Source organism: Pradoshia sp. Z3_51, assembly GCF_058215915.1.
Map to the genome: position 1 here is coordinate 401,216 of NZ_JBZAJC010000002.1, position 13,790 is coordinate 415,005.

10 protein-coding genes are annotated in these 13,790 nt (G+C 39.8%); all 10 read left to right on the forward strand.

Going from position 1 to position 13,790, the window contains the following annotated elements; all coding sequences use genetic code 11:
* Positions 1-14 precede the first annotated feature (14 nt).
* The 10 genes from dxr to AC4BHA_RS05655 all read left to right on the forward strand — a co-directional run bounded on the left by dxr (position 15) and on the right by AC4BHA_RS05655 (position 13,789).
* Positions 15-1,157 (forward strand): 1-deoxy-D-xylulose-5-phosphate reductoisomerase, encoded by a 1,143-nt coding sequence (gene dxr / locus AC4BHA_RS05610; RefSeq protein WP_490558271.1) that lies wholly within the window; start codon positions 15-17, stop codon positions 1,155-1,157.
* 17 nt (positions 1,158-1,174) lie between these two features.
* The gene (gene rseP / locus AC4BHA_RS05615; protein WP_140461282.1) at positions 1,175-2,434 is read left to right on the forward strand and encodes an RIP metalloprotease RseP; all 1,260 of its coding nucleotides are present in this window, start codon (positions 1,175-1,177) and stop codon (positions 2,432-2,434) included.
* An 83-nt stretch (positions 2,435-2,517) separates the two neighbouring features.
* A complete protein-coding gene (locus AC4BHA_RS05620; protein WP_490558272.1) occupies positions 2,518-4,218 on the forward strand; it encodes a proline--tRNA ligase in 1,701 nt (566 codons plus the stop codon).
* A 250-nt stretch (positions 4,219-4,468) separates the two neighbouring features.
* On the forward strand, positions 4,469-8,788 hold the full coding sequence (locus AC4BHA_RS05625) for a PolC-type DNA polymerase III (protein ID WP_490552001.1): 4,320 nt from the start codon (positions 4,469-4,471) through the stop codon (positions 8,786-8,788).
* Between the two features lie 154 nt (positions 8,789-8,942).
* Positions 8,943-9,416 carry a ribosome maturation factor RimP gene (gene rimP, locus AC4BHA_RS05630; RefSeq protein WP_066100348.1) on the forward strand — a complete coding sequence of 158 codons (474 nt, stop codon included), beginning with the start codon at positions 8,943-8,945 and terminating at the stop codon, positions 9,414-9,416.
* A gap of 32 nt (positions 9,417-9,448) precedes the next feature.
* Positions 9,449-10,585, forward strand: a complete 1,137-nt coding sequence (nusA, locus tag AC4BHA_RS05635; RefSeq protein WP_490551804.1) for a transcription termination factor NusA — start codon at positions 9,449-9,451, stop codon at positions 10,583-10,585.
* A gap of 19 nt (positions 10,586-10,604) precedes the next feature.
* Entirely contained in the window at positions 10,605-10,892 is a 288-nt protein-coding gene (gene rnpM, locus AC4BHA_RS05640; RefSeq protein ID WP_066102270.1) for an RNase P modulator RnpM, read from the forward strand.
* Positions 10,889-11,191: a YlxQ family RNA-binding protein gene (locus tag AC4BHA_RS05645; protein ID WP_139891224.1), complete on the forward strand. Its 303-nt coding sequence runs from the start codon at positions 10,889-10,891 to the stop codon at positions 11,189-11,191. Before rnpM ends, AC4BHA_RS05645 begins: the two co-directional genes overlap by 4 nt.
* A 19-nt stretch (positions 11,192-11,210) precedes the next feature.
* Entirely contained in the window at positions 11,211-13,514 is a 2,304-nt protein-coding gene (gene infB, locus AC4BHA_RS05650) for a translation initiation factor IF-2 (RefSeq protein WP_490558273.1), read from the forward strand.
* A complete protein-coding gene (locus tag AC4BHA_RS05655; protein WP_490558274.1) occupies positions 13,511-13,789 on the forward strand; it encodes a DUF503 domain-containing protein in 279 nt (92 codons plus the stop codon). The genes infB and AC4BHA_RS05655 overlap by 4 nt, the downstream gene beginning before the upstream one ends.
* Position 13,790: the final 1 nt, after the last annotated feature.

Here is a 13,790-nt window from a genome sequence, read left to right on the forward strand (position 1 = left end):
GGAGGAGCTTTAGTTTGAAAAGGATCAATTTATTAGGGGCTACAGGGTCTATCGGTATGCAAACGATAGATATTGTACGCAATCATCCAGAGGAATTTAACTTAACAGCTGTTTCAGGCGGAAGAAATGTGGACGGAATTCGGAAAATCATTCAGGAATTCCAGCCCGAACTGATTTGTGTACAGCTAAAAGAAGATGCGGAAAGACTGAAGACGGAATATCCGGGCAGGAAAATTGTATACGGACATGAAGGCTTAATAGAGGCAGCTACTTATGTAAACGGAGATATTGTAGTGAATGCCGTAATGGGAAGCATTGGTTTAATTCCTACCATGCAGGCGATGGAAGCTGGTAAACAAATTGCCCTTGCTAATAAGGAAACATTGGTGACAGCCGGACATTTAGTTATGGAGGCTGCCAAGAGGTTTCAAACGCCTATACTGCCGGTTGACAGTGAGCATTCTGCTATATTCCAGGCATTACAGGGTGAAAAGGCTAAAAATATTGAACGCTTGATTATCACAGCATCTGGAGGAAGCTTCAGAGACCGAACAAGAGATGAGTTAAAGAATGTTACAGTTAAAGATGCACTCAATCATCCAAATTGGTCTATGGGCGCAAAAATAACAATAGATTCTGCCACAATGATGAATAAGGGACTTGAAGTGATTGAAGCCCATTGGCTGTTTAATTTGCCATATGAACAGATTGATGTCCTATTGCACCAGGAAAGCATTATCCATTCTATGGTGGAATTTCACGATTCAAGTGTGATGGCGCAGCTGGGGACCCCAGATATGCGTGTGCCTATCCAATATGCTCTTTCATATCCGGATCGGTTACCGCTTATCTCTTCAAAGAGACTTAATTTAGCAGAAGCGGCAACTTTACATTTTAAAAAGATGGACTTTGACCGCTATCCATGTTTACAATACGCTTATAATGCCGGAAGAATTGGCGGATCAATGCCGACTGTTTTAAATGCTGCCAATGAGGTGGCAGTCGAATTGTTCTTACAGGGCAAGATTCCATTCTTGGAAATTGAGGCACTGGTGGAAAAAGCTATGGAGCGTCATCAGCTAATCAAAAAACCTGAACTCGAGACTATTCAGGAAGTCGATCAGGAGACAAGAAGGTATATCGAGTCACTATATTAAAAGGGATGGTCGATTAAGTGGAAACAATATTAGCGTTTATACTTATTTTTGGAGGATTAGTGTTTTTTCATGAATTAGGCCACTTAATCTTTGCAAAAAGAGCTGGTATACTCTGTCGAGAGTTTGCCATCGGTTTTGGGCCGAAAATCTTTACAATAAAAAAGAATGAAACTGTCTATACCATTCGTTTACTTCCGCTTGGAGGCTTTGTACGGATGGCTGGTGAAGACGCAGAAACAGTTGAGTTGAAACCAGGCTACCGAATTGGGGTACTGTTTAACGAAAATCAGGAAATTAACAAAATCATTGTCACTAACAAGGATAAATATCCTGAAGCAAGAATTATTGAGGTGGAACAAGCAGATCTGGATCATCAGTTAATCATTCGTGGATATGAAGATGGAAATGATGAAGCTATCCAAACCTTTAAGGTTCATCCAAAAGCGGTAATGGTAGAAGATGGCCTTGAGCTTCAAATAGCACCATATGACCGCCAGTTTAATTCAAAAACATTACCGCAAAGAGCGATGGCAATCTTTGCCGGACCGATGATGAATTTTGTTTTAGCAGCTGTGTTATTCATGATTATTGGGATTGCCCAAGGTGTTGTGGTCGATGAGCCGAAACTTGGCAAACTGACAGAAGATGGACCTGCTATTAGCTCTGGACTTAAGGCAGGAGACATCGTACACTCCATTAATGGCGAAAAAGTTGATTCATGGAGTGATATTCAATCAACTATTCAAAAGAATGCCAATAATGAACTGACTTTTGAGGTTGAACGTGATGGCCAAAATAAGGAGATAAATGTCACACCTAAATTAGTGGATGATTCAGCCGGCAAACGGGGAATCATAGGGGTCTATGCTCCGACGGAAAAATCCTTTATCAAAGCGATCGGTTATGGATTTACGGAAACGTATTTATGGACTAAACAAATTTTCATTGTACTTGGTGATTTAATCACAGGAGGATTCTCCATAGATGCATTATCAGGTCCTGTGGGTATATATGTTTCCACAGAAGAGGTGGCAAAATCAGGTATTTTTTACTTGATAAAATGGGCAGGGGTCTTAAGTATTAACCTTGGGATTATGAATCTCTTGCCGTTGCCCGCGTTGGATGGAGGAAGGCTGTTATTCTTTGCAATTGAAGCAATTAGAGGGAAACCGGTTGATAAGCAAAAGGAAGGTATGTTCCATTTTATTGGATTTGCCTTATTGATGCTATTAATGATCGTCGTCACCTGGAATGATATACAGCGATTTTTCTTTTAAAATAGTCAGTAGCGGGGGCTAAACACGTGTTAAGCTCCTGCTATACATAAAGTAAAGTGATTAGGATAGAAAGGTGAATAGATATGAGACAAAGTATGACGATGATTCCAACATTAAGAGAGGTGCCATCAGACGCTGAAGTAAAAAGTCATCAATTATTGCTTCGTGCCGGATTTATGCGCCAAAATGCAAGTGGAATATATAGTTATCTTCCACTTGGTTTAAAAGTAATCCAAAATGTTGAAAAAATTATTCGAGAAGAGATGGAGCGCGCAGGAGCGGTAGAATTACTAATGCCGACACTGCAGCAGGCAGAGCTATGGCAGGAATCCGGCAGATGGTATTCCTATGGTCCTGAGTTAATGAGAATGCATGACCGCCATAATCGTGAATTTGCAATGGGACCAACCCATGAAGAAGTCATTACAAGCTTACTTCGTGATGAGGTGAAATCATACAAGCGTTTACCTCTAACTCTTTATCAAATTCAAACAAAATTCCGCGATGAGAAGCGTCCCCGTTTCGGTTTGCTTCGCGGCCGTGAATTTATTATGAAGGATGCGTATTCATTCCATTCCAGCCAGGAAAGCCTGGATGAAGTGTATGATCGTATCTTTACAGCCTATTCCAATATTTTCAGCCGTTGCGGGCTTGATTTCAGAGCGGTTATAGCAGATTCAGGAGCTATGGGCGGAAAAGATACACATGAATTTATGGTGCTTTCTGAAATAGGTGAGGACACAATCGCTTATTCGGATACATCTGACTTTGCAGCTAATATTGAAATGGCGCCTGTTGTTAACACGGCTGTAAAAACTGGTGAAGAGCTTAAAGAACTGACTAAAGTATCAACACCTGATCAAAAAACAATCGAAGAAGTATCAAGATATTTAAATACAACTAATGATAAGTGTATTAAATCACTTCTTTGGAAAGTGGACGATCAGTTCGTGCTTGTATTGATCAGAGGAGATCATGAATTAAATGATATTAAACTAAAAAATATCTTTAATGCTACAATCGTTGAACCTGCAAGTCCGGAGGAGACAAAGGATATACTGAATTGCAGCGTTGGTTCTATTGGACCAATTGGAGTGGACGAAAACCGCGTGACAATTATTGCTGATTTCGCTGTTGAAGTTTTGGAAAATGCGGTGTGTGGAGCCAATGAAGAAGGGGTACATTACATTAATGTAAATCCTGACCGTGATTTTTCTAATGTGAAATATGAAGATCTTCGTTTTATACAGGCTGGTGATGCTTCGCCAGATGGAAAAGGCACCATTCAGTTTGCTAAAGGAATAGAAGTGGGTCATGTATTTAAGTTAGGAACAAGATACAGTGAAGCAATGAACGGTACGTACTTGGATGAAAATGGTCGCAGTCAGCCGATGATTATGGGGTGCTATGGAATTGGAGTATCCAGAACCGTTGCGGCGATTGCTGAGCAATTTAATGATGAAAAAGGCTTGATGTGGCCTGCTAATATTGCTCCATATCAAGTGCATCTTATTCCGGTTAATATGAAGGATGAAAATCAGCGGAATCTAGGTGAGAAATTATATGACGAGCTTATGCAAGCTGGATATGATGTATTAATGGATGACCGTAATGAACGTGCAGGTGTTAAATTTGCTGATTCTGATTTAATTGGTCTACCTGTTCGAGTAACGGTTGGTAAAAAAGCTGCCGAAGGAATCGTAGAAGTTAAAGTGAGACGAACAGGGGAAAGTTTTGAAGTGCCTGTTACTGATCTTGCTGATCGATTAAAAGAAATCCTGTAAAATATTAAGTACAAGCTCTCCCTTTTGCAATGGGGAGAGCTTGTTTTTTACGTGCTAAATTTTTTTTGATAAGTTGTTTTAAGGTTTGGATTATGCTTTTTACTCCCAATACCGGTCTTTAATAAGTATGGCTAAAGGTGTTTTCTGAATTGATAAAAGCATTAATCTTTGCAAGAAGGGATTTGAATAAAAAAGAGTTGTGTTATAATTACAAGACGGAAAAGGAGAATGACGTTTGGGAGAGATAGAAATGGAAGAAAATTCTCGTATTAAACAAGATAAATTCAGAACGTTGCTCCAGCAACTTCAGCTGACGGAAGATGCGGTTGTTGTGCATTTTTCCAATGCGGAAATTGATAAAGTAATCATTGAAAAAGTTGCCCGCAAATGGCATTTCTTTTTCAGATTTGAACATATAATTCCTTGCAGTATTTGGACCAGATTTACGACACAATTAATGCAGGTCTTTTCTCCAATAGCCACTGTCGGGTATTCGGTTGAGGTTAGGAATCCACTCATTACGAATGAATTGATTACGGATTATTGGAAAAACTGTATTAGCGAAATCGATGGAATTTCTCCGGCAATTCTGGAATTATTGCATGGACAAGTTCCAAAGGTTGAAGGGAATAAGCTGATTGTAACTGCTCGTAACGATGCAGAGGCTGGCCAGCTTAAACGGAAATATACCGGCTTAATTTCAGAAGTTTATCAGCGTTTTGGTTTTCCGCCATTGCAGCTCGATGCCATTGTAGATAAAGATGCATACAGTGAGGCAATGGAGACATTCAAAAAGCAAAAGCAAATAGAAGATGAAGAAAAAGCTCTGCAGGCTGTTCAGGATATGAAGAAGGCCGCAGAGGCAAAGGATGATGGCGGAGTACCTGAAGGTCCATTGGTTATCGGGTACAAAATCAAGCCGGATGCTGACTTTAAGACACTTGATGAGATTGTTGAAGAAGAACGTCGTATTGCCGTTGAAGGATATGTCTTTGATGCTGAAACAAGAGAGTTAAAGAGCGGACGCACCTTATTAACCTTTAAAATTACGGATTATACAAATAGCATTCTTGTTAAAATGTTCTCACGCGACAGAGAAGATGCAAGCCAATTGGCACGTGTGAAAAAAGGTATGTGGGTACGTGTACAGGGAAGTGTACAAAATGATACATTCGTCCGTGACTTAGTAATGATTGCAAATGATATTAATGAAATAGCAGGTAAAAATCGTAAGGATACAGCCCCTGAAGATGAAAAGCGTGTTGAATTACATTTGCATACACCAATGAGCCAAATGGACGCTGTTACACCGGTCTCTACACTAGTGTCCCAGGCAGCTAAGTGGGGACATAAAGCGATTGCTATAACAGACCATGCGGTCGCACAGTCATTCCCTGAGGCTTACGCTGCCGGAAAGAAAAATAATATTAAAATCTTATATGGCGTAGAAGTAAATTTAGTGGATGATGGTGTGCCGATTGCTTACAATACGGCAGATTTAAATTTGGAAGAAAGCACTTATGTTGTATTTGACGTGGAAACAACAGGACTTTCTGCCATATATGACACCATTATCGAGCTTGCGGCAGTTAAGATGAGAAATGGTGAGATTATAGATCGCTTTGAGTCTTTTGCCAATCCACATCATAAATTATCTTCTACAACCATTAATTTAACAGGGATTACGGATGACCTTGTAGAGAATGCCCCTGAAGTCGATGAAGTTTTGACGAAGTTCAGGGATTGGTCTGAGGATGCAATTTTTGTTGCGCATAACGCGAGCTTTGATATGGGCTTCTTGAATATGGGTTATAAAAAGCTCGGTTTTGGTAAAGCTACCAACCCGGTCATAGATACACTGGAGCTGGCTCGTTTCCTCTATCCGGATATGAAAAATCACCGCCTGAACAATTTGGCGAAAAAATTTGATGTAGAGCTTGTTCAGCATCACCGTGCGATTTATGATGCTGAAACGACCGGTCATTTGTTAATGAAAATGTTAAAGGATGCTAATGAAAAAGGCATTACGAATCATAATCAATTAAATGACAATATGGGAAAAGGGAAAGCATTCCAGAGAGCGCGTCCGTATCATTGCACATTACTCGCGCAAACACAGGAAGGCTTAAAGAATTTATTTAAGCTTGTTTCCATTGCTCATATTGATTATTTTTACCGTGTCCCAAGGATTCCAAGATCCGTCCTTATGCAATATCGAGAAGGGATTTTGGTTGGATCCGGCTGTGATCGCGGCGAAGTATTTGAAAATATGATGCAAAAATCATTTGAAGAGGCAGAGGGTGTCGCTGAATTCTATGATTATCTTGAGGTGCATCCAAAAGAAGTTTACGCTCCTCTTATCGAAATGGAATTGGTTCAAAGCGATAAGGCTCTTGAATCTATAATCGCCAATATTGTAAAGCTGGGAGAGAAATTAAACAAACCAGTTGTGGCGACAGGCAATGTTCATTACCTGAATCCAAATGATAAAATCTATCGAAAAATATTAATCAATTCACAAGGGGGAGCAAACCCTCTAAATCGTCACAGCTTGCCTGATGTACATTTCCGTACAACGGATGAGATGATGAATTGCTTCTCGTTCCTTGGGCAAGAAAAAGCAAAAGAAATTGTTGTAACAAACACCAATAAAATTGCCGATTTAATTGATGTAATCAAACCGATTAAAGATGATTTATATACACCGAAAATCGAGGGTGCCGAAGAGGATATTCGGGAAATGAGCTATACAAGAGCACGGATGATTTACGGTGAAAATTTGCCGGAGATTGTGGAAGCTCGTCTTGAAAAAGAATTGAAGAGTATCATTGGTCATGGATTTGCGGTTATTTACTTAATTTCGCATAAGCTGGTTAAGAAATCACTTGATGATGGATACTTGGTTGGGTCCCGTGGTTCCGTAGGTTCATCCTTTGTGGCAACGATGACTGAAATAACGGAAGTAAATCCATTGCCTCCTCACTATGTATGTCCGAAGTGTAAGAAGTCTGAATTCTTTAATGATGGATCGGTCGGGTCAGGTTTTGACCTTCCAGATAAGGATTGTCCGGACTGCGCTGTAAGCTATGTGAAAGATGGACATGATATTCCGTTTGAAACATTCCTTGGCTTCAAGGGAGACAAAGTTCCAGATATTGACTTAAACTTCTCAGGTGAATATCAGCCGCAGGCTCATAATTACACAAAAGTTCTGTTTGGTGAAGATTATGTATATCGAGCAGGAACGATTGGTACGGTAGCTGAAAAAACGGCATATGGATATGTTAGAGGATATGCACAGGAAAATAATCTGCATTTCCGTTCAGCAGAAACAGATCGTTTAGTAAGTGGATGTACAGGGGTTAAGCGTACAACCGGGCAGCATCCGGGCGGAATTATTGTAGTTCCAGATTATATGGATATTTATGATTTCTCTCCTATCCAGTTCCCGGCTGATGCGAGTGACTCTGAATGGAAAACGACTCACTTCGACTTCCATTCCATCCATGATAATATTTTGAAGCTTGATATTCTGGGTCATGATGATCCAACTGTAATCCGGATGCTACAGGATTTAAGCGGAATAGATCCAAAAACGATTCCTACAGACGATCCTGAAGTCATGAAGATTTTCAGTACACCGGAAGTACTTGGTGTTACTGCAGAACAAATCAATTGCAAAACAGGTACACTCGGTGTACCGGAATTTGGTACTCGTTTTGTAAGGCAAATGCTTGAGGATACTAAGCCAACCACTTTTGCAGAGCTTGTTCAAATATCCGGGCTCTCACACGGTACGGATGTGTGGCTCGGCAATGCACAGGAATTGATTCAGGATAATATTTGTAATCTAAGCCAGGTAATTGGCTGTCGTGATGATATTATGGTGTATTTAATTTATCAGGGTCTTGATCCATCACTTGCCTTCAAAATTATGGAGTCTGTCCGTAAGGGGAAAGGGCTCTCCGAGGAAATGGAAGAAGAAATGCTGAAGAACAATGTACCAGGATGGTATATTGGCTCATGTAAAAAGATTAAATATATGTTCCCGAAAGCCCATGCGGCAGCATATGTATTAATGGCTGTCCGTATTGCCTATTTTAAAGTGCACCATGCACTCCTGTACTACGCAGCTTATTTCACGGTTCGTGCAGATGATTTTGACCTTGATGCGATGGTGAAAGGATCAGAAATGATTCGTTCCCGCATTGATGAAATCAATCAAAAAGGTCTCGAAGCCTCTACTAAAGAGAAAAACTTGATGACTGTTCTTGAAATAGCACTTGAAATGTGTGAGCGCGGATATAGCTTCCAAAAAGTTGATTTATATCGATCCAGTGCAAATGAATTTATTATTGACGGAAATACTTTAATTCCACCGTTCAATGCAATCCCAGGACTTGGAACGAATGCGGCTTTCAATATTGTGAAAGCTAGAGAAAACGGCGAATTTTTATCTAAAGAAGATTTGCAGCAAAGAGGCAAAGTTTCCAAAACTATATTAGAATACTTGGATAATCATGGTTGCTTGGGAGATATGCCTGATCAAAACCAACTTTCTTTATTCTGATACAGAATCGCTAATTTGCAAAAACCAACTCTTTATGTTATATTCAAGTAAGAATTACTGCTGATACGTATGTGCTAAAGAGTGGGGAAACCCACTCTTTCGTTTGTATTAGGATGATATTCAGTCGTTTACATAGACGTAAAGGAGTGAAAGCATGAGCAAGAAAGTCACTGAGATTGTCGAGGAAATGGCTGCCCCGATCCTCGAAGAATTAAACCTCGAGCTCGTTGAAGTAGAGTATGTAAAAGAGGGCAGAAACTGGTTCCTTAGAGTGTATATCGATAAGGAAAACGGTGTGGACATTGAAGAATGCGGTATTGTTTCTGAAAGGTTGAGCGAGAAGCTCGATGAAAAAGATCCAATTTCCAATAACTATTTCCTGGAGGTTTCTTCTCCAGGTGCTGAACGCCCATTAAAAAAAGATAGCGATTTTATGAAGGCAGTCGGTAAAAATGTACATATTAAAACATATGAACCGATTGATAATGAAAAAGAGTTTGAAGGTATCTTAAAAGATTTTGATGGTGACACCGTTATAATCGAAATTAAAATTAAAACACGTAAAAAGGAAATAACTATTCCTTATGATAAGATTGCCAAGGCAAGATTAGCGATTAGTTTTTCATAAGGGTTTAAGATTGTAAGGAGGGGATTAGTAAAATGAGTAATGAATTACTCGATGCACTGACCATTTTAGAAAAGGAAAAAGGAATTTCAAGGGATGTGCTCGTTGAGGCGATTGAAGCCGCTCTTGTATCAGCCTATAAGAGAAATTTTAACCAGGCTCAAAATGTCCGTGTGGATTTTAATTTGGTGAATGGATCCATGCGTGTATTTGCTCGTAAAGAAATTGTTGATGAAGTTTTTGATTCCCGCCTTGAGATCTCTTTGGAAGAAGCAAAAAGCATCAATCCAAACTATGAAGTAGAAGATGTTCTGGAGCTTGAAGTTACACCAAAAAACTTTGGTCGTATCGCAGCTCAAACAGCTAAGCAAGTTGTAACTCAACGTGTCCGTGAAGCTGAAAGAGGCATTGTATACAATGAATTTATTGACCGTGAAGAAGATATTATGACTGGAATTGTCCAACGCCGTGATTCTAAATATATATATGTAGCTCTCGGTAAAACAGAAGCATTGCTTCCAGCCAACGAGCAGATGCCGAATGAATCCTATCAACCGCATGAACGTTATAAAGTATTTCTAACAAAAGTAGAAAAAACTTCAAAAGGGCCGCAAATTTTCGTTTCACGTACACATCCGGGCCTTTTAAAGAGATTATTTGAACTTGAGGTACCTGAGATTTTTGACGGAACAGTTGAAATTAAATCTGTTGCCCGTGAAGCAGGAGACCGCTCAAAAATATCAGTTCACACTGATAATCATGAGGTGGATCCGGTAGGTGCTTGTGTAGGTCCTAAAGGCCAACGTGTTCAAGCGATTGTAAACGAACTAAAAGGCGAAAAAATTGATATCGTAAAATGGTCAGATGACCCTGTTGTTTTCGTAGCCAATGCTTTAAGTCCTTCAAAAGTTCTTGAAGTCATTGTGAATGAAGAAGAGAAAGCAACAACAGTTATTGTACCTGACTATCAGCTTTCCCTGGCAATTGGTAAACGTGGGCAAAATGCTCGCCTTGCTGCAAAGCTTACTGGGTGGAAGATAGATATTAAGAGTGAAACAGATGCGCGTGAAGCGGGAATCTATCCTGTTAATCGCCTGACTGAAGAAAGTGATGATGACGAGCTCGAATTTAAAGGCTTTACATTCGGACTCGATGATGAAACAGAAGAATGATCCTATTGGTGAGGTGAAAATGGTGAACAACCGAAAGAAAGTACCGCTGAGAAAATGTATCGGCACCGGTGAAATGAAACCAAAAAAAGAAATGATCCGGATTGTTCGCTCCAAGGAAGGAGAGGTTTCGATAGATCCGACCGGCAAGAAATCAGGCCGCGGGGCCTATTTGAGCCTATCTGAGGAAGCCATTAACGCTGCCAAAAAGAAGAATAGCCTATCTAATCATCTGGAGGCAGATGTAGATTCTTCTATATACGAAGAACTTTTAAAGCTGGCTGCTAAGGAGAACAAATCACGACCATGATGCAAAAACAATGGATGTCCCTTTTGGGACTCGCATATCGAGCGAGAAAAGTTATTTCCGGGGAAGAATTGGTTATAAAAGAAATACGCTCTCGTCGAGCGAAAATAGTTTTATTATCAAAAGATGCTTCTTTAAACACGGAAAAGAAAATCACCGACAAATGTCATTTTTACAAAGTACCGATATGCCGAGTTGAAAACCGAACCGTGCTTGGTCAAGCAATAGGCAAGGATTCAAGAGTGGTAGTCGCTGTACTTGATGATGGATTTGCAAAGAAATTAATCTCCTTGCTCGATTAACTAATTCGGGGGTGAAGGAATGGGTAAAGTACGTGTATATGAATATGCGAAGAAGAACAATGTTTCTAGTAAAGTGGTAATTAATAAACTTAAAGATATGGGGATTGACGTCAATAATCATATGACGGCTCTAGAGGATCAGGCAGTAGAAAAATTAGAAAAACTGTTTAATCCTAAATCGGAAAAGACAAATACCGAGAAACCTCAAAATACTAACCAAACTAGAACTAGTCAAAATCAGAACCAGAACCAAAACCGAGGAAATATAAACGGGCAACAACAAAAACAGCAAACAAATAGTAACCAGCAAAGAGGTGGCCAGCAAGCTTTAAGGCAATCTCAAAGTTCCGCAAGACCTAATCCTGGTGTTACAGCAACGAGGAATAACCAGGGAACTAATCAAAATACAAAGAATAAACCGGCATCTAAGGGTAATGAAGGGAAAAAAAGCGTGCAAGATAATCAAAAAAGAGGTAACTTCAGAAATAATCGAAATAAAAAAAATAACCAACGTCATCAAAGTAAGTCAACTTATCAACCAACACCTAGAAAAGAAAGAGAATTACCGGAGAAAATCACATTCACCGAATCTCTGTCTGTGCAGGAGTTAAGTAAAAAGATTTATCGTGAACCAAGTGAAATTATCAAAAAACTATTTATGCTTGGAGTCATGGCAACGATTAATGCAGAATTAGATAAAGATGCAATTGAACTTATTTGTGCTGATTATGGCGTAGAAGTAGAAGAAATCATTAAAATTGATGTAACAGATCTTGAAGCTGTCATTGCGGATGATGAAAATCCAGATGAAAATACAGTGGAAAGACCGGCAGTAGTTACGATTATGGGTCACGTTGACCATGGTAAAACAACATTGCTGGATGCAATCAGAAATACAAAAGTTACTGAAGGCGAAGCAGGCGGAATTACGCAGCATATCGGTGCTTATCAAGTTGAGGTAGATGGCAAGAGAATCACGTTCCTTGATACACCGGGACATGCTGCCTTCACTACAATGCGTGCGCGTGGTGCTCAAGTAACGGATATTACAATTATCGTTGTAGCTGCTGACGATGGAGTAATGCCACAAACAGTTGAAGCGATTAACCATGCTAAAGCAGCAGAGGTTCCAATTATTGTGGCAGTTAACAAGATGGATAAAGAAGGAGCTAATCCTGATCGCGTAAAACAGGAATTGGTTGAAAATGGCCTGGTACCAGAAGAGTGGGGCGGGGATACTATTTTTGTACCAATGTCTGCGAAAAAAGGTGAAGGTATCGAAACACTGCTTGAAATGATTTTACTTGTAAGTGAAGTAAATGAATATAAGGCAAATCCTAATCGTAAAGCAATTGGTACGGTTATTGAAGCGGAATTGGATAAAGGACGTGGATCAGTCGCTACTTTACTTGTTCAAAATGGAACACTGCGTATAGGAGATCCAATAGTTGTTGGAGATACTTTCGGTAAAGTACGTGCGATGGTAAATGATTTAGGCCGCCGTGTTAAAGAAGCGGGCCCATCCACTCCGATTGAAATTACCGGATTAAACGATGTGCCTCAGGCAGGCGATCGCTTCGTTGTATTTGAAGATGAAAAAACAGCACGTCAGGTTGGGGAAGCTCGTGCTCAAAAACATATCCTAGCTTCACGTAATGAAAGCTCCCGTGTAACACTTGAAAACTTGTTTGATCAATTAAAACAAGGGGAAGTAAAAGAAATTAATATCATTGTAAAAGGTGATGTTCAAGGTTCTGTTGAAGCGGTAGCTGCTTCCTTGCAAAAAATTGAGGTTGAAGGCGTAAAAGTTAAAATTATTCACGCGGGTGTTGGTGCAATTACTGAATCCGATATTATTTTAGCGACTGCCTCTAATGCAATTGTAATTGGTTTCAACGTGCGTCCGGATGTTAATGCTAAGCGTGCTGCTGAAGCTGAAAAAGTAGATGTACGTCTGCACAGAATTATCTATAAAGCAATCGAAGAAATTGAAGCAGCGATGAAAGGGATGCTTGATCCTGAGTATGAGGAGAAAGTAATCGGTCAGGCTGAAGTTCGTCAAACCATTAAAATTTCCAAAGTAGGAACAATTGCAGGAAGCTATGTAACAGATGGTAAGATTACACGTAACAGTGGAATCCGTCTGATCCGTGAAGGCATCGTAATCTTTGAAGGTGAACTGGATACACTTAAACGCTTTAAAGATGACGTGAAAGAAGTAGCTCAAGGCTACGAATGCGGAATAACGATCAAAAACTTTAATGATATTAAAGAAGGCGATGTTATCGAAGCATATGTAATGGAAGAAATTAAAAGAGCATGATTGCTGCGGCAGAATGTGAATGTTTGATTCCTAATGCTCAATCCTTAAAGGAAAAAAGAGCGATTCTGCAGCGCGTTATGACGCGATTAAAACAAAAATTTAATGTTTCTGTCGCAGAGGTTGACTATCAGGACATGTGGCAACGCACGGTTATCGCAATCGTGGTTGTCTCGTCGTCCAGAACCAGTTCTGAAAGGGAATTGCAAAAAGCATTATCCTACCTCGATTCTTTTCCTGAATTGGAAAGGATTGCGACAAATATAGAATGGCTTTAAA

What these genes read in the sequence shown, in the direction of transcription:
- AC4BHA_RS05620 (WP_490558272.1), top strand. Translation starts at nt 2,518, where the DNA reads ATGAGACAAAGTATGACGATGATTCCAACATTAAGAGAGGTGCCATCA.
- AC4BHA_RS05625 (WP_490552001.1), top strand. Translation starts at nt 4,469, where the DNA reads ATGGAAGAAAATTCTCGTATTAAACAAGATAAATTCAGAACGTTGCTC.
- rimP (WP_066100348.1), top strand. Translation starts at nt 8,943, where the DNA reads ATGAGCAAGAAAGTCACTGAGATTGTCGAGGAAATGGCTGCCCCGATC.
- nusA (WP_490551804.1), top strand. Translation starts at nt 9,449, where the DNA reads ATGAGTAATGAATTACTCGATGCACTGACCATTTTAGAAAAGGAAAAA.
- rnpM (WP_066102270.1), top strand. Translation starts at nt 10,605, where the DNA reads ATGGTGAACAACCGAAAGAAAGTACCGCTGAGAAAATGTATCGGCACC.
- AC4BHA_RS05645 (WP_139891224.1), top strand. Translation starts at nt 10,889, where the DNA reads ATGATGCAAAAACAATGGATGTCCCTTTTGGGACTCGCATATCGAGCG.
- infB (WP_490558273.1), top strand. Translation starts at nt 11,211, where the DNA reads ATGGGTAAAGTACGTGTATATGAATATGCGAAGAAGAACAATGTTTCT.
- AC4BHA_RS05655 (WP_490558274.1), top strand. Translation starts at nt 13,511, where the DNA reads ATGATTGCTGCGGCAGAATGTGAATGTTTGATTCCTAATGCTCAATCC.